This is a genomic window from Enterobacter genomosp. S, assembly GCF_001631805.1.
Lineage (GTDB): Bacteria > Pseudomonadota > Gammaproteobacteria > Enterobacterales > Enterobacteriaceae > Enterobacter > Enterobacter quasihormaechei.
Window position 1 is genome coordinate 1 of the sequence record NZ_LVVA01000020.1, and the last position, 25,109, is coordinate 25,109.

The following is a 25,109-nucleotide window of genomic DNA, read 5'->3' on the forward strand; positions in this document are numbered from 1 at the left end:
GCTGTTTTTTAACCCCTCCGGCTGGTGGCAAAATCCCCGGGGGGGGGCTGCCCTTTCGGGGCCCTTTTGGTGGGTAACGCCTACCCCGCCACCCGACAAAATCAACGACGCGATCTCACCACCTGATACCGACGGGTGAAATATTCAAACGGCGCGCTCCACACGTGCACCAGGCGGGTGAACGGGAAGATGAGGAAAATCGTCATCCCCAGTACCAGATGCACCCGGAAGATCGGCGCGACGCCGCTCAGCATTTCCGATGAGCCGCCCCTGAACGTCACGATCCCCTGCGCCCAGCCGACCAGCTTCATCATCTCGCTTCCGTCAGGATACTGCGCGGAGAAAGGAATGGTCGACAGCCCCAGGATACACTGAAGCAGCAGGATACTCATGATGATAATATCCGGCGTGGTCGAGGTCGCGCGCACCCGCTGGTTGAAGAGGCGGCGAATAAGCAGCATCGACCCGCCGATCAGCGTCAGCACGCCGCAAATGCCTCCCGCAATCATGGCTAACTGCTGTTTAACCGCGACGGGTAAAAACCACGCATACATCCAGTGCGGGGTTAACATCCCGAACAGATGGCCGAAGAAGATCCCCAGAATCCCGATATGAAACAGGTTAGAGCCCCAGTTCATACCGCGCTTGCTGAGCATCTGGCTCGACGAGGCGCGCCAGGTGTATTGCCCGTAGTCGTAGCGCAGCCAGCTGCCTAGGAAAAAGACGGTGGCGCAGATATACGGGTAAATATCATAGAAAAATACGTTCAGGTAATGCGTCATTTTGGGCCTCCGGCGCTGACGTCCACGTACTGCGGCGCGACGTCCTGGCTAAAGCGTCGTTGATATTGCTGCATCGGCGAACTGTCGCACGACGTCGCGTTGTCTTCGATAAACTTCACCTGTTCCTCTTCCCACACGGCATCCAGCGCCTGACGGGTATCGTCCCGTTTTTCACCGGACACCTGCTTCGCCACGCTGTCGCTGGAAAGCCGCGTACCGGCCATCGTCAGCAGGGCGTCAAACAGCTGGTAATGCGCCACGCCGCGCTGCTTGAGGCGACCACCAATCAGCGCCAGGATCGGCGCGACGTTTCGCAGACCTTCACGCGCCTCGTCGTCGGTGACGAGGCTGAGATATTCCAGATAGAGCGGCAGGTAGTCGGGCAGCTCGCGGCAGTCCAGCTCCAGCCCTGCTTTCTCATACTGGCTCATCAGATCGACCATCGCCTGACCGCGATCGCGCGACTCGGCGTGAACGTGCTCGAACAGCAGCAACGACGTCGCGCGGCCCCGTTCGAACACCTCGCACCATTCTGCCTGCTTGTCCAGCAGTGGGGCGCTCAGGTGCTGCTGCGCGAAGGGCAGCAGCATGGGCGCGTCCTGTTCTACCAGGGTAAGCGCTTCTTCGCGGTTTTCCCACAGCAACTCATCGGGATACTCAATGAGCAGCGCGATGATTTTAAGGATCTGCATTATTCTCCCTCCCCGTGATCGCGCACTTCGGTGATGTTAATCGCGTCGATGCGGCTGCTGTTAAAGAGGTTGAACTTGGTATCGGAGCCGTGGCAGCCGTCGCCAAAGGTGAAGCCGCAGCCATTTTTTTCCGGGAAGGCGTCGCGCGCCATTTCGCGGTGGCTGGTCGGGATCACGAAGCGGTCTTCGTAGTTAGCGATAGCCAGGTAGCGATACATCTCCTCAACCTGCGCTTCGGTCAGGCCCACTTCCTCAATGGCGCGGGTATCGGTCACGCCTTCCACGGTCTGGGAGCGTTTGTAGTGACGCATCGCCATCATGCGCTTCAGGGCGCGCAGCACCGGGCCGGTATCGCCCGCGCTAAGCATGTTTGCCAGGTACTGCACCGGGATGCGCAGGCTCTCGACGGCGGGCAGAACGCCGTCGCTTTGCGGCAGGCCGCCGGCATCCGCGTAGGACTGAATTGGCGACAGCGGCGGCACGTACCAGACCATCGGCAGGGTGCGGTATTCCGGGTGCAGCGGCAGGGCGAGCTTCCAGTCCATCGCCATTTTATAGACCGGTGAACGCTGCGCCGCGTCGATGACGTTCTGCGGGATGCCCTGCTTCAGGGCTTCTTCAATCACCGCCGGGTCGTTCGGATCCAGGAACACGTCGCACTGGCGCTCGTACAGGTCGGTCTCATGCTCGGTGCTGGCGGCCTCTTCAATACGGTCCGCGTCATACAGCAGCACGCCGAGATAGCGGATGCGACCGACGCAGGTCTCCGAACAAACGGTCGGCTGGCCGGACTCGATGCGCGGATAGCAGAAGATGCATTTCTCGGACTTGCCGCTCTTCCAGTTGAAGTAAATTTTCTTGTACGGACAGCCGCTGATGCACAGGCGCCAGCCGCGGCATTTGTCCTGGTCAATCAGCACAATACCGTCCTCTTCGCGCTTGTATATTGCGCCGCTCGGGCAGGTGGCCACGCAGCTCGGGTTCAGGCAGTGCTCGCACAGGCGCGGCAGATACATCATGAAGGTGTTTTCAAACTGGCCGTACATCTCTTTCTGGATCTTCTGGAAGTTGCGGTCGCGGGCGCGCTTTTCGAACTCGCCGCCCAGCAGCTCCTCCCAGTTTGGCCCCCAGACGATTTTGTCCATCCGCTTGCCGTCAATCAGCGAGCGCGGGCGGGCGGTAGGGAGGTGATCGCCTTCCGGTGCGCGGTGCAGATCCTGATAGTCAAAGGTGAACGGTTCGTAGTAATCGTCAATCTGCGGCAGAACGGGGTTGGCAAAAATCTTCGACAGCACGCCCATTTTGCCGCCGAGGCGCGGGGTCAGCTTGCCGTGGATCCCGCGTATCCAGCCGCCTTGCCACTCGTCCTGATCTTCCCAGTTTTTCGGATAGCCGATGCCCGGCTTGGTCTCCACGTTGTTAAACCACGCATACTCCATCCCTTCGCGCCCGGTCCAGACGTTCTTGCAGGTGACCGAGCAGGTGTGGCAGCCAATGCATTTGTCGAGATTCAGTACCATGCCAACCTGTGAGCGTATTTTCATTTTTTCGCCTCCTGAACCTGATCCCGACCTTCGCCGTCCAGCCAGTTAATGTTTTTCATTTTGCGGATCATGATGAACTCGTCGCGGTTCGAGCCGACGGTACCGTAATAGTTGAAGCTATAGGCCAGCTGCGCATAGCCGCCGATCATATGGGTCGGTTTTGGGCAGACGCGGGTGACCGAGTTGTGGATCCCGCCGCGCCGTCCGGTCACTTCCGAGCCCGGGATGTTCAGAATGCGCTCCTGGGCGTGGTACATCATGGTCATGCCCGGCGGCACGCGCTGGCTGACCACCGCGCGGGCGGTGAGGGCGCCGTTGGCGTTAAAGGCTTCAATCCAGTCGTTGTCCTCAATGCCCAGCTCGCGCGCGTCGGTTTCGCTGATCCAGACGATGGGCCCCCCGCGCGACAGGGTCTGCATCAGCAGGTTTTCGCTGTAGGTGGAGTGGATGCCCCATTTCTGGTGCGGCGTCAGGAAGTTCAGCGCTTTTTCCGGGAAGCCGTTTGGCGGGATCTCGCGCATGTGGGTCACGCTGCGGGTATCAATCGGTGGGCGATAGGCCACCAGACTCTCTCCGAAGGCGCGCATCCAGGCATGATCCTGATACAGCTGCTGGCGACCAGACAGCGTGCGCCACGGGATCAGCTCATGCACGTTGGTATAGCCCGCGTTATACGACACGTGTTCGCTCTCAAGGCCAGACCACGTCGGGCTGGAGATGATTTTGCGCGGCTGCGCCTGAATATCGCGGAAGCGAATTTTCTCGTCTTCCTTGTTTAGCGCCAGATGGGTGTGGTCGCGCCCGGTCAGTTCGCCGAGCGCTTCCCAGGCTTTTACCGCCACCTGACCGTTGGTTTCCGGCGCAAGGGCGAGGATCACCTCTGAAGCGTCAATGGCCGTTTCAATGCGCGGACGGCCTTTCGCCGGGCCGTCGAGCTTGACGTAGTTGAGCTTGCCGAGGAAATCGACCTCGTTCTGCGTGTTCCACGAAATGCCTTTCCCGCCATTGCCGAGCTTGTCCAGCAACGGCCCAAGAGCCGTAAAGCGCTCATAGGTTTCCGGATAGTTGCGCTCGACGACCGCAATATTCGGTGCGGTTTTGCCAGGGATCAGGTCGCATTCCCCTTTCCGCCAGTCCAGGATATCAAACGGCTGCGACAGCTCCCCCGGAGAGTCATGCTGTAGCGGCTGAAGCACCACGTCGGTTTCGGTCCCAAGGTGGCCGACGCACACCTCCGAGAAGACTTTGGCGATGCCCTTGTAGATCTCCCAGTCGCTGCGTGATTCCCACGCCGGGTCAACGGCGGCGGAAAGCGGATGAATAAACGGATGCATGTCCGAGGTATTCATGTCGTCTTTTTCGTACCAGGTGGCGGTAGGCAGAACGATATCGGAGAACAGGCAGGTGCTGGACATGCGGAAATCGAGCGTCACCAGCAGGTCGAGCTTGCCCTCAATGGCGGCGGTCTGCCACTCGACCTCTTCAGGCTTCACGTCGTCCGTTGAGCCTAAATCTTCACCCTGAATCCCGTTCTCGGTGCCGAGCAGGTATTTCAGCATGTACTCGTGGCCTTTACCGGACGAGCCGAGCAGGTTTGAACGCCAGACGAAAAGGTTACGTGGATGGTTCTTGCCGTTGTCGGGCTGTTCGCAGGCGAAGCGGATATCGCCCGATTTCAACGCCTGCACGGTGTAATCCTGCGGCGACATCCCGGCGGCGTCGGCGCGGGCCTTCACGTGCAGCGGGTTGAGGTTGAGCTGCGGTGCGGACGGCAGCCAGCCCATGCGCTCGGCGCGAACGTTGAAGTCAATCAGGTGACCGGTAAACTTCGACGCGTCCGCGAGCGGGGAGAGCAGCTCCTGCGCGGTGAGCTTCTCATAGCGCCACTGGCTGGCATGGTTGTAGAAGTACGACGTGCTGTTCATCTGGCGCGGCGGGCGGTTCCAGTCCAGCGCGAAGGCCAGCGGCAGCCAGCCGGTTTGCGGGCGCAGCTTCTCCTGGCCGACGTAGTGGGACCAGCCGCCGCCGCTCTGCCCGACGCAGCCGCAGAAGACCAGCATGTTGATCATTCCGCGGTAGTTCATGTCCATGTGATACCAGTGGTTCACACCGGCACCGAGGATGATCATCGAGCGGCCGTGGGTTTTGTGCGCCGTGTCGGCAAACTCGCGGGCAATCTTTTCAATCAGGTAGGCGGGTACGCCGGTAATTTGCTCGCCCCAGGCCGGGGTATAGGCCTTAATCTCGGCGTAATTTAACGCGGCGTTGCTGTCGTCCAGGCCGCGATCGAGGCCGTAGTTTGCGAGCACCAGATCGTACACGCTGACCACGCGTCTCTGGCTGCCGTCGGCCAGCGTCAGGGTTTTACTCGGCACGCGGCGCGTCAGCACCGGCTCCTGCTTCACGCTGCGGAAATGCGGGTTCTCGTTGCCGCCAAAGTACGGGAAGGCGACGTCCGCCACGCTGTCGTGGGTCATGAGCAGGGAAAGCGTCAGCTCGGTTTCCTGGCCTGCGGCGAGCGACTCCAGGTTCCATTTGCCTTTTTCACCCCAGCGGAAGCCGATCGAGCCGTTTGGCACCACCAGATCCCCGGCTACGTTAAAGGCGATAGTTTTCCACTCCGGATTGTTGGCTTCGCCCAGCCCGTCGGCCATATCAGACGCGCGCAGCATCCGGCCCGGCACCAGACGGCCGTCCACCTGCTCGTCGAGCAGCACCAGCATCGGCATGTCGGTGTAGCGTCGGCAGTAGTTGAGGAAGTAGTCGCTCGGGTTATCGAGGTGGAACTCTTTGAGGATCACGTGGCCCATCGCCATGGCGAGGGCGCTGTCGGTGCCTTGTTTGGGCGCCAGCCACTGGTCGCTCAGCTTGGCGACCTCCGAGAAGTCCGGCGTAATCGCAACGGTTTTGGTGCCCTTGTAGCGCACCTCGGTAAAGAAGTGGGCGTCGGGAGTACGCGTCTGCGGCACGTTCGAGCCCCAGGCGATGATATAGCTGGAGTTGTACCAGTCTGCGGATTCCGGCACGTCCGTCTGTTCGCCCCACGTCATCGGCGACGCGGGCGGCAAATCGCAGTACCAGTCGTAAAAGCTGAGGCAGGTGCCGCCGAGCAGGGAGAGGTAGCGCGTACCGGCGGCGTAAGAGACCATCGACATCGCAGGAATAGGGGAGAAACCGGCCACGCGGTCCGGGCCGTAATGTTTGATGGTCCAGACGTTAGCGGCGGCAATCAGCTGGTTCAGCTCTTTCCAGTTCGAGCGGATAAATCCGCCTTTACCCCGCGCCTTCCTGTAGCTCTGCGCCTTTTGCGGATCGTTCTGGATGGCGTCCCAGGCCAGCACCGGATCGCTGTGCTGCGTCAGCGCCTCGCGCCAGAGTTCGATCAGCCTGCGGCGCACCAGCGGGTACTTAAGACGGTTGGCGCTGTAGAGATACCAGGAGTAGCTTGCGCCACGCGGGCAGCCGCGCGGCTCATGGTTAGGCAGGTCAGGGCGGGTGCGCGGGTAGTCGGTCTGCTGGGTTTCCCAGGTGACCAGGCCGTTTTTAACATAAATCTTCCAGCTACAGGAGCCGGTGCAGTTCACGCCGTGGGTGGAACGCACAATTTTGTCGAACTGCCAGCGCTGACGGTAGCTGTCCTCCCAGTCGCGGTTGGTGTGATACACCTGCCCGTGCCCCTCGGCGAAACTGTCGCCTTTTGTTTTGAAGTAACGGAAGCGGTCCAACAGTTTGCTCATGACATTTCTCCTGCTTCGATAGCATTGCCGGAGGGCGATGCATCACGCTCCGGCGAAAATGTAGTTATTATTTTTTTGAGGATTTGCGGCCGTACACCAGCCAGGTGACGAACACGCAGACGATGTAAAACACGAGGAAAACTTTCATGGCCCCAACCGGCGAACCGGTCATGGCCAGCGATGTACCGAACGCTTTAGGGATAAAGAATCCACCCACTGCGCCGATGGCGGAGATGAAGCCCAGCGCGGCGGCGGTTTCCGTCACCGCTTCGTGCTGCGCCTGTTCGTCGGTGCCGCCTTGCTTTTTGACGCGGTCGAGGGTGATTTGGCGGAAGATGATCGCAATCATCTGGAAGGTCGATCCGCTGCCGAGACCCGCTGTGAGGAACAGCCCCATAAACACCAGATAGAACGCCATAAAGCTGCCGGAGCCGGAGCCGGGAAGCGTCAGGAAAATCAGGGCGCTGAAGACGGCCATAAAGACGAAGTTGATCAGCGTGACCCGCACGCCGCCGAGCCGGTCGGAGATCATTCCGCCCGCCGAACGCGCCAGGGCGCCAATCAGCGGGCCGAAGAAGGCGAGATGCAGGATGTTAACGTCCGGGAACTGGGTTTTCGACAGCATGGCAAAGCCCGCCGAGAAGCCGATAAACGAGCCGAAGGTGGCGAGATACAGCAGGCTCAGCAGCCAGAGGTGAAAGCGTTTCAGTACCGGCAACTGGCTGGCAATGGACGCTTTCGAGCTGGCGATATCGTTCATGCCAAAGAAGGCGGCAATCGTGGCCAGAATGAGCAGCGGCACCCAGATCCAGGCGGCATTCGCCAGCCACATCGTTGAGCCGTCTTCCTGCGGCACGCCGTGCACGCCGAGGAAGGTGAACATTGGCAGGAAAATCACCAGCGGTGCGACCAGCTGCATGACGCTGACGCCCAGGTTACCCAGCCCGCCATTAATGCCCAGCGCGCTGCCCTGTTTGGCTTTCGGGAAGAAGAAGCTGATATTGCCCATGCTGGAGGCAAAGTTAGCCCCGGCAAAGCCGCACAGCAGCGCGATGATGATAAACACCCAGTACGGCGTGGCGGTATTCTGAATGGCGAAACCAAGCCAGACGCAGGGAACCACCAGAATAACGGTGCTTAGCACGGTCCAGTAACGCCCGCCAAATATGGGGACCATAAAAGAGTAGGGGACACGCAATATCGCGCCGGACAGGGAAGGTAATGCAGTTAGCATAAAAAGCTGGTCGGTGCTGAAATTAAATCCGACTTTATTAAGGTTAACCGCAACGGCGCTAAATAACATCCATACGCAAAACGCCAGCAGTAAACAAGCAACGGAAATCCATAGGTTTCTTCGTGCGATATGTTTCCCTTTATTTTCCCAAAATTGCGCGTTTTCCGGTTTCCAGTTACTCAATAGATGCTGATTACTTTTCTCACTTTGTTGTGACATATCGCCCTCTTGCTCAACCAGATTAAGAGAAAAAACAATTAAAAACAGTTAGATACTTGTTGGTAGTATGTAGATGTTATTGGATGTTTTGGGATACATCTGAAAGGATAGATAAAAAAAGCGAATCCCTGAGTTTAGAAAGGGAATCAGGGTTCGCTTTATGTGTTACGAAATGTAACATTTACGGAAATTAATACTCCGATGGGAGTATTAAAACAATTCGAGGGAGATAAGTTTGTCCAGATGCTTATTAAATGCCGCATCGTCCATTTCCGGCATATTTAAAACGTAAATACCGTCGAGACCGCAGACCAGCCCGATTAAGCGCCAGGCAATATTTTCTGGCCGGTCGGTGAGGGTAAAGGCGTTGGCCTCCGCCCCGGCACGAATTATCGCCACCGTCTCCTGGTGCCACATTTCCATGGTCAGAACGTACGCACCTTTTATGTCGCTATCCCGACTTGCCAGGATCTGGGCTTCGCGCCACAGGCGAATGTAGGGTTCAAACCCACCGTCATCGCTGCCGAGCATGGCATGCAGGCGTTCGCGCCAGCCGGCATTTTCACCCACTATCTCCGCATCCAGCAGATCGCGGATCAGCCGTACGAACGCCAGCGCTTTGAGTTCCCCCGCCGAAGCAAAATGATGATGAACCTGTCCGGTCGCGATGCCCGCTTCGGTAGCGATGCGGCGAACGGTCATCGCCGATAGCCCTTCAGAAAGGGCCACGCGCATCGCAGCGTGTAGTATTTCTTCCCGACGCTCGTCCTTGCTCAGATAACGCATATTTCCTCACTCTCAATGACAACGCAACGAGTGTAACAAAGAGCTGGACAAGTGTTCAACTTTACGTAGGATCGCATTCTGGACATGTGTCCAGTTTTTAACTGAAAAGGAAATTTATGTTTCGTCAGTGGTTAGCGTTAGTGATTATCGTGCTGGTGTATATCCCGGTGGCGATTGACGCGACGGTGCTGCACGTGGCCGCACCGACATTGAGCATGACGCTGGGTGCCAGCGGCAACGAATTGCTGTGGATTATTGACATCTACTCGCTGGTGATGGCGGGAATGGTGCTGCCCATGGGCGCGCTGGGGGATCGCATTGGCTTCAAGCGCCTGCTGATGATTGGCAGTACGCTGTTTGGCCTGTCGTCGCTGGCGGCGGCCTTCGCACCTACGGCGGGCTGGCTGATTGCCGCCCGCGCATCGCTGGCGATTGGCGCGGCGATGATCATCCCGGCCACGCTTGCGGGCATCCGCACGCTGTTTGTCGACGCGCGGCATCGTAATATCGCGCTTGGCGTCTGGGCGGCGGTGGGTTCGGGCGGGGCGGCGTTTGGCCCGCTGATTGGCGGCATGCTGCTGGAACACTTTTACTGGGGATCGGTGTTCCTGATTAACGTGCCCATTGTCCTGATTGTGGTGTCGCTCGCAGCGCGCTTTGTGCCTGCTCAGCAGGGACGGCCAGAGCAGCCGCTGAATATCAGCCATGCAATCATGCTGATTGTGGCGATCCTGCTGCTGGTTTACAGCGCCAAAACGGCCCTGAAAGGGGTACTGTCGCCGTGGATCGTGGCCAGCACCTTACTGACCGGGGCGGCGATGCTGTTTGTCTTCGTCCGTATCCAGCTGCGCGCGAGCGTGCCGATGATCGACATGCGCCTGTTTTGCCACCGCATCATTCTAAGCGGCGTGGTGATGGCGATGACCGCCATGATTGCGCTGGTGGGCTTTGAGCTGCTGATGGCGCAGGAGTTGCAGTTCGTGCATGGTTTTACGCCGTTTGAAGCAGGGATGTTTATGCTGCCGGTGATGGTGGCGAGCGGCTTCAGCGGGCCGATTGCCGGCGTGCTGGTGGGACGTCTGGGGCTGCGCATTGTCGCGGCCGGGGGCATGGGGCTAAGCGCTGTCAGTTTTATCGGCCTGTCGACGCTCGATTTCAGTACGCAACAGTGGCAGGCGTGGAGCCTGATGGTGCTGCTGGGCTTTAGCGCCGCCAGCGCGCTGCTCGCCTCCACGTCGGCGATCATGGCCGCCGCGCCGAAAGAGAAAGCCGCCGCCGCAGGTGCGATCGAAACCATGTCCTATGAGCTGGGGGCAGGTCTGGGGATCGCCATTTTCGGTCTGCTGTTAACCCGCAGCTTCTCGGCATCTATTGAGCTGCCGCAGGCGCTGGACGCGTCGCTTGTAGATAAGGCCTCGTCATCCATCGGCGAAGCGGTCAAGGTGGCGCAGGACTTGACGCCAGCCCTTGCGGACTCGGTGATTGACGCAGCGAAAACGGCCTTTATCACGTCACACAGCGTAGCGTTAGGCAGTGCGGGAGGCATGCTGCTGATCCTGGCGGTCGGGATCTGGTTTAGTCTGGCGAAGGCAGGAGAGCAGGCATAAAAAAAGCCAGCCGCAGAGGCTGGCTTTTCATAACGAACCTGTCTTAGAACTGGTAGGTCAGACCAACAGCAACGATGTTGTCGGTCGCCACTTTGGCATCTTTGGTGAACTGGCTGTCATCAACCAGGTTGATTTTGTAATCAACGTAGGTGGACATGTTTTTGTTGAAGTAGTAGCTCGCACCAACATCAATGTATTCCACCAGGTCCTGGTCGCCGTAAGAGCCGATGTCTTTACCTTTGGATTTCAGGTAAGCGATGGACGGACGCAGGCCGAAGTCGAACTGGTACTGTGCAACAACTTCAAAGTTCTGCGCTTTGTTTGCAACGTGGCCGTCACCGAACGCGGTCATGTTGCGGGTTTCAGAGTAGGTGGTTGCCAGGTAGATGTTGTTCGCATCGTACTTCAGGCCCGCTGCCCATACTTCTGCGTTATCGCCGCCTGCGTTCAGGTTGCTTGCTGCACGAACCTGACGGTCAGTACGGTCAGATTTCGCGTAGGTTGCGCCCACGCCGAAGCCGTCGAATTCATAGGTAGAAGACAGGCCCCAGCCGTCACCGTTTGATTTGGTGATATTAGTACGGTCGTTTTTACCCTGGTACTGAGCGGCAACGTTCAGGCCGTCAACCAGACCGAAGAAGTCGGTGTTACGATAGGTTGCAACGCCGGTGGTACGGCCGGTCATGAAGCCGTCCGTTTGCGTCCAGGTATCGCCACCGAATTCTGGCAGAACGTCAGTCCACGCGCCAACGTCGTAAGCAACACCGTAGTTACGGCCGTAGTCGAAAGAACCGAATTCATCGAACTTCAGACCCGCGTAGGCCAGACGGGTTTTGTTGCCGTCGGAACCCTGAGCTTCAGAGCGGTTGCCCTTGAACTCATATTCCCACTGGCCGTAACCGGTCAGACGATCGTTAATCTGCGTTTCACCTTTGAAACCCAGACGAACATACGTTTTGTCGCCGTCGCTACCTGCATCATCAGAGAAATAGTGCAGACCTGTTACTTTTCCGTACAGATCCAGCTTGTTACCGTCTTTGTTAAAAACTTCAGCCGCGTTAACAACGCCTGCTGCCAACATGGAAGTGACTGCCACTGCAACTAATTTAAGTTTCATCTTAATTGACCTTTATAATTTTAATTAGGTATTTCCTAAACCATATGAGCGATTTTTAAACGAGGTTTATCGTCAATGGCAGACTATTTTTAAAATTCTGTAGACTGCTTTCAATAATAAGTTTCAAAATATTAAAGAAAATTTCAATTAGTGTGATCGCGATCTGAAAAATTGCCCTAAATGTGGGTAATTAGAATAATATTTATACATTAAACGTTTATTAACTCGCCATGATAATTTAGCGGCTTATAATTTATTCGCGGGCGCTTTATTTTCTAATTCAAAGCGATGGAATGACGTTACTTAAGTGGAATTATTTTTAAATGCTTTTAAAACAGCATGTTGTGAGTATTGTTGTAAAAAGGGAAGTTGGCTTTAATAGACACATCCAGAAATAAACTATTGCAGTTTGTGCTATATAGGGCGGGAATATTTCGCTGCAATTAATTACGTGCGTTGTCAGTTTCTGTCAATTTAACGCCGCAGGCAAAGTTGCATAAGGGCAATATAAGCGGATTGTGTCATTCTCTCTAATGTTATAAATAATATTCTCAAGTGTGATCACATTTTAAATTTATGTTAATTAATGGCCGGGCATGGCAAACCCGGCCAAAAATAAAATGTCTACTTACGGGTGGCATACCAGCACAGTAATGACCCGGCGCAAACCATTAATGCGCCTTGCCAGAATGAGAATGAAAGCGGCGAGCTCAGCACAATAGCCGCCAGCGCGGCGGAAAGTACCGGGGTGAAGTAGGAGACGGCTGCAAGCACCGTCACGTTACCGTGGAGGATCCCAATATTCCAGGCAGCATAGCCGAAGCCAAGAGCAACGCCGCACATCAGCAGCTTCACCACTACCGGCACGCTGAACACCATATCGGGCTGGTCGCTTAGGGCATATTTCACCCACAGGCTTAAGGCGGTCAGCAGGACGAATAGGGTAATGCCGTTTTGCCCTCTGGCATACCTGCTGGTGACGGTGCAGTAGGCGGCCCAGATAAAGGCGCCGGCAAATGCCAGCCCGTAGCTCAGCGGGCTGGAAACGATGTTTTGCATGATGTCGTGAACGTGCAGCCCGTTTTCGCCGCCTAAGACCCAGCCCACGCCCAGCAGGGAGATCGCTAAGCCGGGGATCACCCACAGGGTGGATTTTTGCCCGTTGAACAAAATGGCGAACACAATCGTCAGGCTTGGCCAGAGATAGTTGACCATGCCCACCTCAATTGCCTGCGAGCGTGTCGCGGCAAAGCCAAGCGACAGGGCAAGGCACATTTCATAGCTAACAAACAGGACGCTGCCCGCAATGAGATAGCCTTTCGAAAACCGTTTTATATCCGGGAAACCCACCGTCGCCAGACACAATAACCCGCTTACGGTGTAGATCATCGCTGCGCCCCCCACCGGGCCCAGTCCCTCACTGACGCTGCGGATGAGACCCACCATGGTGCTCCACAGCAGTATGGCCGCCAGACCAATCAGCGTTGCTTTTTTTCTGTCCATTACCCTGCCAGTCTTATAAAAATCAAAGGGTAAACTTATAGCATCTAACCCATTCACCAGGCGAATTTTCTGTTTCGCGGTTAACCCGAAAGGAGTAATAAATCATACCGGTGGTGACTATTAAGGGGGCGAAGTTCGACGACCTTGATTTGACGCAAAAAAAACAGGGGCTTTGCTGTTAGTTTGCGGCGCGAAGTCTTTTCAGATAACGAGGACAGCAATGGACGTCAGCCGCAGACAATTTTTTAAAATCTGCGCGGGCGGTATGGCCGGAACAACAGCCGCAATGCTGGGATTCGCTCCCAAAATGGCGCTGGCTCAGGCACGCAACTATAAACTGCTGCGTGCGAAAGAGATCCGTAACACCTGCACATACTGCTCCGTGGGTTGTGGGCTATTAATGTATAGCCTGGGTGATGGCGCGAAGAACGCCAAAGAAGCGATTTATCATATTGAAGGGGACCCGGATCATCCGGTAAGCCGCGGGGCACTTTGCCCGAAAGGGGCAGGACTGCTGGACTACGTTCACAGTAAAAATCGCCTGCGCTATCCGGAATACCGTGCACCGGGTTCCGATAAATGGCAGCGCATCTCCTGGGACGAGGCCTTCTCCCGTATTGCAAAACTGATGAAAGCGGACCGCGACGCCAACTTTATTGAAAAGAACGAGCAGGGCGTTACGGTTAACCGCTGGACCTCCACCGGGATGCTGTGCGCGTCTGCGGCAAGTAATGAAACCGGCATGCTGACGCAGAAGTTTGTGCGCTCCCTCGGCATGCTGGCGGTAGATAACCAGGCGCGCGTCTGACACGGACCAACGGTAGCAAGTCTTGCTCCAACATTTGGTCGCGGTGCGATGACCAACCACTGGGTTGATATCAAAAACGCTAACGTCGTGGTGGTGATGGGCGGTAACGCCGCTGAAGCCCATCCGGTGGGTTTCCGCTGGGCGATGGAAGCGAAAAATAACAACGATGCGACGCTCATCGTCGTCGATCCGCGCTTTACGCGTACGGCATCGGTGGCGGATATTTATGCGCCGATCCGCTCCGGTACGGACATTACGTTCCTTTCCGGCGTGCTGCTGTACCTGATTGAAAACAATAAAATCAACGCGGAATACGTTAAGCACTACACCAACGCCAGCCTGCTGGTGCGGGAAGATTTCGCCTTTGAAGATGGCCTGTTCAGCGGCTATGACGCGGAAAAGCGTCAGTACGATAAATCGTCCTGGAACTATCAGTTTGACGAAAACGGCTACGCTAAACGCGACGACACCCTGACCGATCCGCGCTGCGTGTGGAATTTGCTGAAGCAGCACGTTTCCCGCTACACGCCGGACGTTGTTGAGAACATCTGCGGAACGCCAAAAGCCGATTTCCTGAAGGTGTGTGAAGTGCTGGCTTCCACCAGCGCCGCTGACAGAACCACCACGTTCCTGTATGCGCTGGGCTGGACACAGCACACCGTTGGGGCGCAGAACATCCGCACCATGGCGATGATTCAGCTGCTGCTCGGCAACATGGGCATGGCCGGCGGCGGCGTGAACGCGCTGCGCGGACACTCTAACATTCAGGGCTTAACCGACCTCGGCCTGCTGTCGACCAGCCTTCCGGGCTACCTGACGCTGCCGTCCGAGAAGCAGAGCGACTGGCAAAGCTGGCTTGACGCCAACACGCCGAAAGCGACGCGTCCGGATCAGGTGAACTACTGGAGTAACTATCCGAAATTTGCCGTTAGCCTGATGAAATCGTTCTACGGCGACGCGGCGCAGAAGGAAAACGACTGGGGCTTTGAGTGGTTGCCGAAATGGGACCAGGCGTATGACGTCATCAAGTATTTCAACATGATGGATAAGGGCGACGTCACTGGTTATATCTGCCAGGGCTTTAACCCGGTTGCGTCATTCCCGGATAAAAACAAAGTCGTTCGCAGCCTGAGCAAGCTGAAGTACATGGTGGTTATCGATCCGCTGGTCACCGAAACGTCTACCTTCTGGCAGAACCACGGTGAATCGAACGATGTCGATCCGGCAGCGATCCAGACCGAGGTCTTCCGCCTGCCATCTACCTGCTTTGCGGAAGAAGATGGTTCTATTGCCAACTCTGGCCGCTGGCTTCAGTGGCACTGGAAAGGTCAGGATGCGCCGGGCGAAGCGCGTAATGACGGCGAAATTCTGGCCGGCATTTACCATCGTCTGCGCGAAATGTACCGCACCGAAGGTGGCAAAGGCGCCGAACCACTGCTGAAGATGAGCTGGAACTACAAGCAGCCGGATCGTCCCGAGTCCGAAGAGGTGGCTAAAGAGAACAACGGCGTGGCGCTGGCGGATCTCTACGATGCCAACGGCAACCTGGTGGCGAAGAAAGGCCAGCTGCTGAACAGCTTCGCGCTGCTGCGTGACGACGGTACTACCGCCTCTTCCTGCTGGATCTACACCGGCAGCTGGACGGAGCAGGGTAACCAGATGGCTAACCGCGATAACGCTGACCCGTCAGGCCTGGGCAATACCCTGGGCTGGGCCTGGGCGTGGCCGCTAAACCGTCGCGTATTGTACAACCGTGCATCCGCCGATGTGAACGGTAAGCCGTGGGATCCGAAACGCATGCTGATCGAGTGGAACGGCACGAAGTGGACGGGGAATGATATCCCGGACTTCAATACCGCCGCGCCGGGAAGCAACACCGGGCCGTTTATCATGCAGCCGGAAGGGCTGGGACGTCTGTTTGCTATCGACAAGCTGGCGGAAGGGCCGTTCCCGGAACACTACGAGCCAATGGAAACGCCGCTCGGCACTAACCCGCTGCACCCGAACGTTGTGTCCAGCCCGGTGGTGCGCATCTATGAAGACGACGTTCTGCGTTTAGGCAAAAAGGACAAGTTCCCGTATGTCGGAACGACCTACCGCCTGACCGAGCATTTCCACACCTGGACCAAGCACGCGCGGCTTAACGCTATCGCGCAGCCGGAGCAGTTTGTGGAGATCAGCGAAACGCTGGCGAAAGCGAAGGGCATTGCAAACGGCGATCGCGTGAAGGTGAGCAGCAAGCGCGGCTTTATTCGTGCGGTGGCGGTGGTGACCCGTCGTTTGCAGTCGCTGAACGTGCACGGCCAGCAGGTCGAGACGGTGGGTATTCCGCTGCACTGGGGCTTTGAAGGGGTGGCGCAGAAAGGCTATATCGCCAACACCCTGACGCCAAACGTCGGCGATTCCAACTCGCAAACGCCGGAGTACAAAGCGTTTCTGGTCAATATCGAGAAAGCGTAAGGAGCGATTAAATGGCGATGGAAACACAAGACATTATTAAACGCTCCGCGACCAACCCGATAACCCCCGCGCCGCGTGCGCGGGACTACAAGGCAGAAGTCGCCAAGCTGATTGATGTCTCCTCCTGCGTGGGCTGTAAAGCCTGCCAGGTGGCCTGTTCGGAGTGGAACGATATCCGCGACGAGGTAGGGCACTGCGTCGGGGTTTACGATAACCCGGCTGACCTGAGCGCCAAGTCCTGGACCGTGATGCGCTTTAGCGAAACTGACCAGAACGGCAAGCTGGAGTGGCTGATCCGCAAAGACGGCTGTATGCACTGTGAAGATCCCGGCTGCCTGAAGGCGTGCCCGTCTGCTGGCGCCATTATTCAGTACGCCAACGGCATCGTCGACTTCCAGCAGGATAACTGCATTGGCTGCGGCTACTGCATCGCGGGCTGTCCGTTTAATATCCCGCGCCTCAATAAAGAGGATAACCGGGTATACAAATGCACGCTGTGCGTCGATCGCGTCAGCGTTGGCCAGGAGCCTGCGTGCGTGAAGACCTGTCCGACAGGGGCGATCCACTTCGGCACCAAAAAAGAGATGCTGGAAGTGGCGCAGGAGCGGGTGGATAAGCTCAAAGCGCGGGGCTATGACAAGGCAGGCATTTATAACCCGCAGGGCGTGGGCGGAACGCACGTCATGTATGTTCTGCACCACAATGACCAGCCGGAGCTGTATCACAATCTGCCGAAAGATCCGGCAATCGATACCTCAATCAACCTCTGGAAAGGGGCGCTTAAACCGCTCTCTGCGGCGGGCTTTATCGCCACCTTTGCCGGGCTGATTTATCACTACATCGGTATCGGGCCGAATAAAGAGGTGGATGACGACGAGGAGGAGCATCATGAGTAAGTCTAAAATGATAGTGCGCACAAAGTTTGTCGATCGCGCCTGTCACTGGACGGTGGTGATCTGCTTCTTCCTGGTAGCGGTATCCGGCATTTCGTTCTTTTTCCCGACGTTACAGTGGCTTACGGAAACCTTCGGGACGCCGCAGATGGGGCGCATTCTGCATCCGTTCTTCGGCGTGCTGATTTTCGTGGTGCTGATGTTTATGTTCGTGCGTTTCGTTCATCACAACATCCCTGACAAGCAGGATATTCCCTGGATTAAAGGGATTGTAGAGGTGCTGAAAGGCAACGAGCATAAGGTCGCGAAGGTAGGCAAATACAACGCCGGGCAGAAGATGATGTTCTGGACCATCATGAGCATGATTTTTGTGCTGCTGGTGACCGGGGTGATTATCTGGCGACCGTATTTTGCGCACTATTTCCCGATTCAGGTGGTGCGCTACGCACTGCTGATCCACGCGACGTCAGCCATTATTTTGATCCATGCCATCCTGATCCATATGTATATGGCATTCTGGGTGAAAGGTTCAATTAAAGGCATGATTGAAGGGAAGGTGAGCCGCCGCTGGGCGCAGAAGCACCACCCGCGCTGGTACCGGGACGTTGAGCGTCTTGAAGCGCAAAAAGAGAGTTCAGAAGGGATGAAGTAAATGCCCTGCGCCGTCGGCTTTACCCGGCGGCGCTGCGCTTGCGCGGGCCTACTTCTCAATATCAAAACCGCTCTGCAATATACCGGAAGGGATATTTTGTTGGCTTCACTTTGCCGATTTTTCGTTTCGGTAAATCCACCTTGTCGACGTGAACGTCTTTATAAGGGATCTGCGAAAGCAGATGCGAAATAATATTCAGCCGCACCCTTTTTTTATCTTCTGAACGCGCCACGAACCACGGTGCCCAGGCGGTGTCGGTCGCTTTAAACATGGCGTCACGGGCGAGGGTATATTCATCCCACAGATTGAAAGATTTAATGTCCATTGGAGACAGCTTCCAGATCTTGCGACCGTCGTTAATGCGGTCGCGCAGGCGGCGCTCCTGCTCTTTTGGCGTGACCTCAAGCCAGTATTTCAGCAAAATGATCCCGGCATCGACCATCGCTTTTTCCATCACCGGCGTTCCATCAAGAAATTTTTCGGCCTGCTCTTCGGTACAGAAACCCATTACCTTTTCCACGCCTGCGCGGTTGTACCAGCTGCGGTCGAAAATCACGATTTCACCGGCAGAGGGCAGATGGGATACGTAACGCTGAAAATAGAGCTGACTTTTCTCTTTATCGGTAGGGGCCGGTAGCGCAACGACGCGGAAAACCCGAGGGCTGACGCGCTCGGTGATGGCTTTGATGGTGCCGCCTTTACCGGCGCCGTCCCGTCCTTCAAAAACAATACAGACCTTTAACCCTTTGGCGACCACCCATAGCTGGAGCTTAACCAGTTCAACATGGAGGCGGCGAAGTTCTTGCTCATACGCTTTGGTTTTGAGTGGCGCATTTTTAGCGACATCATCAACAATACGGGTTTTCTTCTTACTGACCATGGTGGGTCTCCCTTTGTGTGCGGTCGCGGAATCGAGGCCGTACTAAGAGTGTAATCGACCTGAATGAATGGATTAATGTGTCAGAAAGCTGATTTGAACTGGTTCACCATACAAGTTTATTCAATAATGCTCGCTGCATATTTTTCAACAGTGGTCGCGGTATGAAAAAAACAATTTTTTCGTTAGCCCTGGCAACCTTTGGCCTGGGGATGGCTGAATTTGGCATCATGGGCGTGCTGACAGAGCTGGCTCATGACACGGGCATTTCCATTCCCTCCGCCGGGAATATGATTTCGTTTTACGCGTTTGGCGTGGTGATCGGTGCGCCGATTGTGGCGCTGTTCTCCAGCAAAGTCTCGCTGAAAACCACGCTGCTGTTTCTGGTGGCGATGTGCGTCGTCGGTAATGCGCTCTTTACTTTCTCTGACTCGTACGTAGGGCTGGCAGCGGGGCGGTTGATCTCTGGTTTCCCGCATGGCGCGATTTTCGGTGTGGGGGCGATAATCCTGTCAAAAATTGCGCCGCCGGGAAAAGTAACGGTCGCTGTGGCCGGGATGATAGCCGGGATGACCGTTGCCAATTTGCTTGGCGTCCCGCTCGGGACGTGGCTGGGACATGAATTTAACTGGCGTTACACTTTCTTTTTAATTGCGGTGTTTGACGCCCTGGTGATCCTGTCTGTCCTGCTCTGGGTTCCCTCTGTCTATGACAAATCCACCACCCGCCTGGCAGAGCAATTCCACTTTCTGAAGAAGCCTGAACCGTGGCTGATATTTGCCGCAACGATGTTTGGTAACGCCGGGGTGTTTGCCTGGTTTAGCTTTGTGAAGCCATTTATGGTCAACGTGTCAGGCTTCTCCGAGGGCGTCATGACCGCGATCATGATGCTGATGGGGCTGGGCATGGTGCTGGGCAATCTGCTCAGCGGTAAGCTATCGGCGCGCTTTAGTCCATTACGTATTGCCGCCACCACCGACCTGGTGATTGTGGCTTCGCTGCTGTTACTGTTTGCGTTTGGCGAACTGAAAACGGCCTCGCTGGTGATGGGATTTGTCTGCTGCGCCGGGCTGTTTGCGCTCTCAGCGCCGCTGCAAATTCTGCTGCTACAAAATGCGAAGGGAGGCGAGATGTTGGGAGCCGCAGGCGGGCAAATGGCGTTCAATCTCGGCAGCGCGATTGGCGCCTGTTTTGGTGGAATGATGATTACCCTCGGCTTTAGCTGGAGTTATGTCACGCTGCCGGCAGCGATCTTATCCTTCTCCGCAATGACCTCACTGCTGCTGTATGGCCATCGGTGCGCTAAAAAGCGCCAGGCCAACGCGGGGGCATTGGCCTGATTTCACACGTTGCCCGCAGGTCGCGGCACGTAAGCGTGAACTACACAAATTTCGCCAGCGGGTCAGCGGCGGCAAATGCGACCGCTCTGTCTGCTGCTGGCGGGTAAATCAGTTCGTTGGTGATGGCCACTTTGATTTTCTTGGCCTCATCGCGCACGGATTTGACACGCTGTTCCCATCCCTCGGTATACACCGCGCCCCAGCCCCCCAGATCCAGACAGGTAACGTAATTCACCTGACGGTAAGGGTACGGCGCCAGATTTAGCAGGCTGGCGGCGGCGTTATGTCCGGCGAATTTTCCCAGCTGGATCGCGTGCTGGCAGGTCATGAGCGCCGTGTTGCCCACGTCGTCCGTTTTTGCGTGCGCCATATCACCCGTCGCGTAAACTTCCGGATGCGCAGGCACCTGCAACGTGTCGGTGACTTTCAGACGTCCCTGCGAGTCGCGTTCCCCGGTAACGTGCTGGCTGAGGGGGTTCGCTTCGACACCTGCCGTCCACACCACGGTAGCGCTGGCAATGCGCTCTCCGTTTTTGAGCGTCACGCCGCAGGCATCAATGGCTTCAATTTCACTGTTTAAACGCCATTCAACCCCCAGCGCGTTGCTGGCTTCTTCAATTGTGTTACGCAGCGCCTCGCTGTAACGTCCTCCAAGGGTTGCGCCTCGCTCAACTACGATTAAATTAGTCTTCGTATCGGCGCCGAAACGAGTGCGGAGTCGGGCTGGGAGTTCCGTTGCCAGCTCAATCCCGGTAAAACCGCCGCCGCACACTACCACGGTATTACGCTCAGGGGAGGAAGGGCGTGTAGCCAGGGCGTCCAGGTGTTGCTCGAGCAGCCTGGCGGATTCAAGCTGGTCGATATCAAAGGCGTATTCCGCCAGACCGGCAATCGGGGGACGCTTAGTCTGGCTACCGGTTGCGAGGATCAGGCGTTCGTAGGTGATTTCAGCTGTGGCGCCGTTTGAATCGCGATAAAAAACGGTTTTTGACGTTGTATCAATGCGTTGTGCTTCACCCGAAATAAACGCAATATCCAGCTCAGCAAACAGATCGGTCAGCGGCGCGACCATCGTTGACACATTTTCCTCATAAAAGCGGGGGCGAACGCGCAGTTCCGGGACGGGGGCCAGCACGGCAATGTTAAGGCTGTTGTTACCCTCCAGAGCAGAAAGACGCGCGGCGCTGACCGCAGCCCACATGCCGGAAAACCCACTACCTACAATTAAAATCTGCTTTTTCATACTCGATCCTTTTGATCGTCAGGCCGTATGTCTGACATAACTGCCACTATACTTGTCGGAGTTAACTGCGACAACTTTTTTCTGAGTTAAAAATCGTTATAATGCAGCGAACAATAACCCGGAGTAAGCCATGGCGTTTTACAGTTCTGGTGTGGAATACGGCATTCACAGCCTGATGTGTATGGTGGATGCTAAAGGTAATGAGCGTGAGATGAGCGTCCGGGAGATGGCGGCCTTGCAGGGCGTGCCGTACGACTATCTTGGAAAGATCTTCACCCGATTGTCTCGTGCGGGGCTGGTTATCAGCACCGAAGGCAAAGGGGGCGGGTTCCGGCTGGCGCGTCCGGCAGAGTTGATTACCGTGCTGGACGTGGCGCATGCCATCGACGGCGAGAAAAATATGTTTGAGTGTCGGGAAGTGCGACAACGCCTGGCGGTGTTTGATGAAACGCCACCTGCCTGGGTGTGCGACGGCCCGTGCGGGGTGCGGTCAGTTATGGACAGCGCGCAGCAGCGGATGGAAGAGGAGTTAGGGCGCCATACTATCCTCGACCTGGCGCGTAAAATGTACCGAAAAGCGCCGGACACGTTCCAGATTGAAGTTCAGGAATGGATTTCCGATCGGCGTTCGTCCACGTGAAAGGCCGGGCAGGGCAAAGCCGCCACCCGGCAACTGCCGTTTAAGAACGTAAATCAATCACCATACGGCCACGGATCTGGCCCTGTTCCATCTCTTTGAAGATGGCGTTGATATCTTCCAGCGGGCGCATCGTGACTTTCGGAACCACCTTACCTTCCGCGGCAAACTGGAAGGCTTCGAGCAGATCCTGACGGGTACCCACCAGGGAGCCCACCACCTGAATACCATCCAGCACCAGACGAGGAATATCCAGGCTCATCGCTTCCGGCGGCAGGCCAACGGCCACCACGCGCCCACCGGCGCGAACCGCGTCAACGGCAGAGTTGAAGGCCGCTTTCGCTACCGCCGTCACCACCGCCGCATGGGCGCCGCCGGTTTTCTCCTGAATGACTTTTGCCGCATCTTCATTGCGGGAGTTCACGGTTAAGTCTGCGCCCATGCTGGCAGCCAGTTTAAGCTGCTCATCGTTCACATCAATGGCGATGACTTTTGCATTAAAGACGTTTTTCGCGTATTGCAGGGCGAGGTTACCCAATCCGCCCAGACCGTAGATCGCAATCCACTGACCCGGTTTGATCTCGGACACTTTCACCGCTTTGTAGGTGGTGACCCCGGCGCAGGTGATGCTGCTGGCCGCAGCTGAGTCCAGCCCCTCCGGGACCTTAACCGCGTAATCCGCGGTTACGATGCACTCTTCCGCCATGCCGCCGTCAACAGAGTAACCCGCGTTTTTCACGTCGCGACACAGGGTTTCGTTGCCGGTATTACAATATTCACAGTGGCCACAGCCTTCGAAGAACCACGCCACGCTCGCACGATCGCCTACTTTTAGCGAGGTGACGCCCGGCCCAATTTCTTTGACGATACCAATCCCTTCGTGGCCGAGGATCACCCCGGTCTTGTCGCCAAAATCGCCATTTTTAACGTGGAGATCGGTATGGCAAACGCCACAGCACTCCATCTTCAGCAGCGCTTCACCATGCTTGAGCGCGCGTAAGGTTTTTTCTGTAACGTTAACCTGATGATCCTGAGTGACAACAGCAGCCTTCATGTGTTTCTCCTTTTCATGATGAGTCTCTGCATTGCAGGTGTAATACCCATTAAGGATTAATACTTTGGCGCAGTAATGCAAGGTAGCCGCAACATAATGTCATCATTTAGTGCAGTTTCGGATTAAGAATACGGCGATCCTCTAATAATCAGTAGGGGAAAACACTGACATCAAAAAAAGACCCGGCGTAGCGATCGCCGGGTACAGACTTACAGTTGGGCTTCTATCACCTCAATCTCTTTTCGCCATTGCGCCTGCAACTGCGGTTTTTGATGTTTGGGCTTGCGCGCCAAATCCTCTTCCAGCAGCGTTTCCAGCGCGACCAGGCGTTCGAGTAAATCATCAGACGCAGCAGGTGGCGCGTTTAGCGCTGATATCGACGGCTCGGGGACAACCGGACCGGTCCCCTCGCGCAGACGATCGAACACCGCCTCCGCATCATGCCATTCGCTCAGCCTGCCGTCCTCAATAAGCCAGAAACGGTTACAGCTCTTGCCGATCAGTTGACGGTCATGGCTTACCAGCAGCACGCAGCCTTCAAACTGTTGCAGGGTAACAGCCAGCGCGTCTTTGCCTTCCATGTCCAGATGATTTGTCGGTTCATCCAGCATCAGCAGGCTATAGCGGGCAAGCGTCAGGCCGACGAACAGCAGGCGCGAACGTTCCCCACCGCTCAGCGTACTGACTTTTTGCCCGTGCCGCGCCCACGGGAAGCCGGCACTGATGAGCGCCATTTTACGGGTCTGCGGATCTGGCGCGAAACGTTCCAGCGCATCCAGCAACGCCGCATCGTCCGGCAGCTGGTGCAGCGTCTGGTCGTAGTAGCCGACCGAGACGCGCGGATGACGCTTAAGCCTGTCGTCTAAAATCTCGTCGCGAAAATGACGCCAGATAAGCTTCATCAGCGATGATTTACCGCAGCCGTTACGCCCCACAATCGCCACGCGATCCCCACTTTTCAGCCGCGCGCTGTCGAGGGTAAACAGCGCTGGCAGACCCGGCTCCGGAGGCACGCCGAGGTCGGTTATTTCCAGCAGGCGATCGGCCCGCAGCGCGTCCCCGCGCAGGGTTAAGGTCCACGGACTTCCCGCCGTCAGTTCCGTCTGGTTTTCTTTCAGCCGTTCGACCTGTTTTTCCATCTGCTTAGCCTTACGGGAGAGATCTTCGTTGTCGTAGACCTTGCCCCAGGTGGCGAGGCGTCTGGCGCTGGCCGTAACGCGGTCGATCTCTTTTTGCTCTGCCTTATGGCGCTGCGCATCGCTTTCGTCTTTCGCCTCCAGTGCCTGACGGGCGGCAGTGCAGGGAAGGGCGAAGTAGTGCAGTGTTTTATCGCGCAGGATCCAGCTGCCGTTGGTTACCGCGTCCAGCAGCTGCCTGTCGTGAGAGACCAGCACAAAGCTGCCGGACCAGCGCTGTAAAAACTGCTCCAGCCACAGCAGGGTCGGCAGGTCGAGGTGGTTGCTCGGTTCGTCCAGTAACAGCAGATCCGGATCGTTTATCAGCGCTCTCGCCAGCAATAAACGCGTATGCTGACCGCCGCTCAGCGTGGCGGATTGCAGCGCCGTTTCCTGCGCCGTAAAGCCCATTCCGGCCAGCAGCGTCTCGGCCTTCCAGCGCAGACTGTCGCGTTCACCGCTCGGCAGATGCGCCAGCACTGCATCCAGCATGGTCAGGGGATAAAGGGTTTCCGGCAGATGTTGTTCCACGCGCGCCAGCAGGCAATGTCCCGCCAGTGAAACGGTTCCGGCAGCAGGGGACTGCGTCCCGTCGAGGATTTTCAGCAGCGTACTTTTTCCGCAGCCATTATCACCCAGCAGGCCAATGCGGTCGCCTTTTTTCAACGTAAAGGAGAGAGAGTCGAAGAGCGTGCCAAACGCGGTATCAACACGTAATGAATGTGCAGTGAGTAGAGTGCTCATTGTTG

18 protein-coding genes are annotated in these 25,109 nt (G+C 56.5%); 6 read left to right on the forward strand and 12 right to left on the reverse strand.

The features are described 5' to 3' along the window. Window positions 1-101 precede the first annotated feature (101 nt). The 6 genes from narI to A3466_RS15215 form a co-directional block, all read right to left on the reverse strand. On the reverse strand, window positions 102-782 hold the full coding sequence (gene narI / locus A3466_RS15190) for a respiratory nitrate reductase subunit gamma (protein WP_063451247.1): 681 nt from the start codon (window positions 780-782) through the stop codon (window positions 102-104). Further along, entirely contained in the window at window positions 779-1,474 is a 696-nt protein-coding gene (gene narW, locus A3466_RS15195; protein WP_063451248.1) for a nitrate reductase molybdenum cofactor assembly chaperone, read from the reverse strand. Before narW ends, narI begins: the two co-directional genes overlap by 4 nt. Then, a complete protein-coding gene (gene narH / locus A3466_RS15200) occupies window positions 1,474-3,018 on the reverse strand; it encodes a nitrate reductase subunit beta (RefSeq protein ID WP_063451249.1) in 1,545 nt (514 codons plus the stop codon). Before narH ends, narW begins: the two co-directional genes overlap by 1 nt. Continuing rightward, window positions 3,015-6,755, reverse strand: a complete 3,741-nt coding sequence (locus tag A3466_RS15205) for a nitrate reductase subunit alpha (RefSeq protein WP_063451250.1) — start codon at window positions 6,753-6,755, stop codon at window positions 3,015-3,017. The genes narH and A3466_RS15205 overlap by 4 nt, the downstream gene beginning before the upstream one ends. A 67-nt stretch (window positions 6,756-6,822) precedes the next feature. After that, window positions 6,823-8,208 (reverse strand): NarK family nitrate/nitrite MFS transporter, encoded by a 1,386-nt coding sequence (locus tag A3466_RS15210; RefSeq protein WP_063451251.1) that lies wholly within the window; start codon window positions 8,206-8,208, stop codon window positions 6,823-6,825. A gap of 210 nt (window positions 8,209-8,418) precedes the next feature. Then, on the reverse strand, window positions 8,419-8,994 hold the full coding sequence (locus A3466_RS15215; RefSeq protein ID WP_063451252.1) for a TetR family transcriptional regulator: 576 nt from the start codon (window positions 8,992-8,994) through the stop codon (window positions 8,419-8,421). A gap of 116 nt (window positions 8,995-9,110) precedes the next feature. On the opposite strand from A3466_RS15215, the gene A3466_RS15220 reads away from it, so the two are divergent. After that, window positions 9,111-10,601 (forward strand): MFS transporter, encoded by a 1,491-nt coding sequence (locus tag A3466_RS15220; protein ID WP_063451253.1) that lies wholly within the window; start codon window positions 9,111-9,113, stop codon window positions 10,599-10,601. Window positions 10,602-10,644: 43 nt separating this feature from the next. On the opposite strand, the gene ompC is transcribed toward A3466_RS15220, so the two are convergent. Together ompC and yddG are read right to left on the reverse strand one after the other, a co-directional pair. Then, the gene (ompC, locus tag A3466_RS15225) at window positions 10,645-11,718 is read right to left on the reverse strand and encodes a porin OmpC (RefSeq protein ID WP_063451254.1); all 1,074 of its coding nucleotides are present in this window, start codon (window positions 11,716-11,718) and stop codon (window positions 10,645-10,647) included. A gap of 624 nt (window positions 11,719-12,342) precedes the next feature. Then, window positions 12,343-13,221: an aromatic amino acid DMT transporter YddG gene (gene yddG / locus A3466_RS15230; RefSeq protein ID WP_063451255.1), complete on the reverse strand. Its 879-nt coding sequence runs from the start codon at window positions 13,219-13,221 to the stop codon at window positions 12,343-12,345. Window positions 13,222-13,441: 220 nt separating this feature from the next. Between yddG and fdnG the strand changes: the two genes are divergently transcribed. The 3 genes from fdnG to fdnI are packed head-to-tail and all read left to right on the forward strand — an operon-like array spanning window position 13,442 to window position 18,034. After that, the gene (fdnG, locus tag A3466_RS15240; protein WP_165602758.1) at window positions 13,442-16,489 is read left to right on the forward strand and encodes a formate dehydrogenase-N subunit alpha; all 3,048 of its coding nucleotides are present in this window, start codon (window positions 13,442-13,444) and stop codon (window positions 16,487-16,489) included. An 11-nt stretch (window positions 16,490-16,500) separates the two neighbouring features. Next, a complete protein-coding gene (gene fdxH, locus A3466_RS15245; protein WP_063451258.1) occupies window positions 16,501-17,385 on the forward strand; it encodes a formate dehydrogenase subunit beta in 885 nt (294 codons plus the stop codon). Next, on the forward strand, window positions 17,378-18,034 hold the full coding sequence (gene fdnI, locus A3466_RS15250) for a formate dehydrogenase-N subunit gamma (RefSeq protein WP_063451259.1): 657 nt from the start codon (window positions 17,378-17,380) through the stop codon (window positions 18,032-18,034). Before fdxH ends, fdnI begins: the two co-directional genes overlap by 8 nt. A gap of 61 nt (window positions 18,035-18,095) precedes the next feature. On the opposite strand, the gene ppk2 is transcribed toward fdnI, so the two are convergent. Further along, entirely contained in the window at window positions 18,096-18,914 is an 819-nt protein-coding gene (ppk2, locus tag A3466_RS15255; protein WP_063451260.1) for a polyphosphate kinase 2, read from the reverse strand. Between the two features lie 161 nt (window positions 18,915-19,075). On the opposite strand from ppk2, the gene araJ reads away from it, so the two are divergent. Beyond that, complete coding sequence (araJ, locus tag A3466_RS15260) at window positions 19,076-20,251, forward strand: MFS transporter AraJ (protein WP_063451261.1); 1,176 nt, start codon at window positions 19,076-19,078, stop codon at window positions 20,249-20,251. 40 nt (window positions 20,252-20,291) lie between these two features. On the opposite strand, the gene A3466_RS15265 is transcribed toward araJ, so the two are convergent. Continuing rightward, entirely contained in the window at window positions 20,292-21,494 is a 1,203-nt protein-coding gene (locus A3466_RS15265) for an NAD(P)/FAD-dependent oxidoreductase (protein ID WP_063451262.1), read from the reverse strand. Window positions 21,495-21,624: 130 nt separating this feature from the next. Here A3466_RS15265 and A3466_RS15270 point away from each other — a divergent pair, with 130 nt between their 5' ends. Then, complete coding sequence (locus tag A3466_RS15270) at window positions 21,625-22,134, forward strand: RrF2 family transcriptional regulator (protein ID WP_063451263.1); 510 nt, start codon at window positions 21,625-21,627, stop codon at window positions 22,132-22,134. Window positions 22,135-22,174: 40 nt separating this feature from the next. Here the strand turns inward: A3466_RS15270 and adhP are convergent, their stop codons facing one another. Continuing rightward, complete coding sequence (gene adhP, locus A3466_RS15275) at window positions 22,175-23,185, reverse strand: alcohol dehydrogenase AdhP (protein WP_063451264.1); 1,011 nt, start codon at window positions 23,183-23,185, stop codon at window positions 22,175-22,177. A gap of 209 nt (window positions 23,186-23,394) precedes the next feature. After that, window positions 23,395-25,104, reverse strand: a complete 1,710-nt coding sequence (locus A3466_RS15280) for an ABC-F family ATP-binding cassette domain-containing protein (protein ID WP_063451265.1) — start codon at window positions 25,102-25,104, stop codon at window positions 23,395-23,397. Window positions 25,105-25,109 lie beyond the last annotated feature (5 nt).

Excerpts from the sequence above, each read along its gene's own strand:
- narI (WP_063451247.1), bottom strand. The coding sequence starts at position 782 with ATGACGCATTACCTGAACGTATTTTTCTATGATATTTACCCGTATATC.
- narW (WP_063451248.1), bottom strand. The coding sequence starts at position 1,474 with ATGCAGATCCTTAAAATCATCGCGCTGCTCATTGAGTATCCCGATGAG.
- narH (WP_063451249.1), bottom strand. The coding sequence starts at position 3,018 with ATGAAAATACGCTCACAGGTTGGCATGGTACTGAATCTCGACAAATGC.
- A3466_RS15205 (WP_063451250.1), bottom strand. The coding sequence starts at position 6,755 with ATGAGCAAACTGTTGGACCGCTTCCGTTACTTCAAAACAAAAGGCGAC.
- A3466_RS15210 (WP_063451251.1), bottom strand. The coding sequence starts at position 8,208 with ATGTCACAACAAAGTGAGAAAAGTAATCAGCATCTATTGAGTAACTGG.
- A3466_RS15215 (WP_063451252.1), bottom strand. The coding sequence starts at position 8,994 with ATGCGTTATCTGAGCAAGGACGAGCGTCGGGAAGAAATACTACACGCT.
- A3466_RS15220 (WP_063451253.1), top strand. The coding sequence starts at position 9,111 with ATGTTTCGTCAGTGGTTAGCGTTAGTGATTATCGTGCTGGTGTATATC.
- ompC (WP_063451254.1), bottom strand. The coding sequence starts at position 11,718 with ATGAAACTTAAATTAGTTGCAGTGGCAGTCACTTCCATGTTGGCAGCA.
- yddG (WP_063451255.1), bottom strand. The coding sequence starts at position 13,221 with ATGGACAGAAAAAAAGCAACGCTGATTGGTCTGGCGGCCATACTGCTG.
- fdxH (WP_063451258.1), top strand. The coding sequence starts at position 16,501 with ATGGCGATGGAAACACAAGACATTATTAAACGCTCCGCGACCAACCCG.
- fdnI (WP_063451259.1), top strand. The coding sequence starts at position 17,378 with ATGAGTAAGTCTAAAATGATAGTGCGCACAAAGTTTGTCGATCGCGCC.
- ppk2 (WP_063451260.1), bottom strand. The coding sequence starts at position 18,914 with ATGGTCAGTAAGAAGAAAACCCGTATTGTTGATGATGTCGCTAAAAAT.
- araJ (WP_063451261.1), top strand. The coding sequence starts at position 19,076 with ATGAAAAAAACAATTTTTTCGTTAGCCCTGGCAACCTTTGGCCTGGGG.
- A3466_RS15265 (WP_063451262.1), bottom strand. The coding sequence starts at position 21,494 with ATGAAAAAGCAGATTTTAATTGTAGGTAGTGGGTTTTCCGGCATGTGG.
- A3466_RS15270 (WP_063451263.1), top strand. The coding sequence starts at position 21,625 with ATGGCGTTTTACAGTTCTGGTGTGGAATACGGCATTCACAGCCTGATG.
- adhP (WP_063451264.1), bottom strand. The coding sequence starts at position 23,185 with ATGAAGGCTGCTGTTGTCACTCAGGATCATCAGGTTAACGTTACAGAA.
- A3466_RS15280 (WP_063451265.1), bottom strand. The coding sequence starts at position 25,104 with ATGAGCACTCTACTCACTGCACATTCATTACGTGTTGATACCGCGTTT.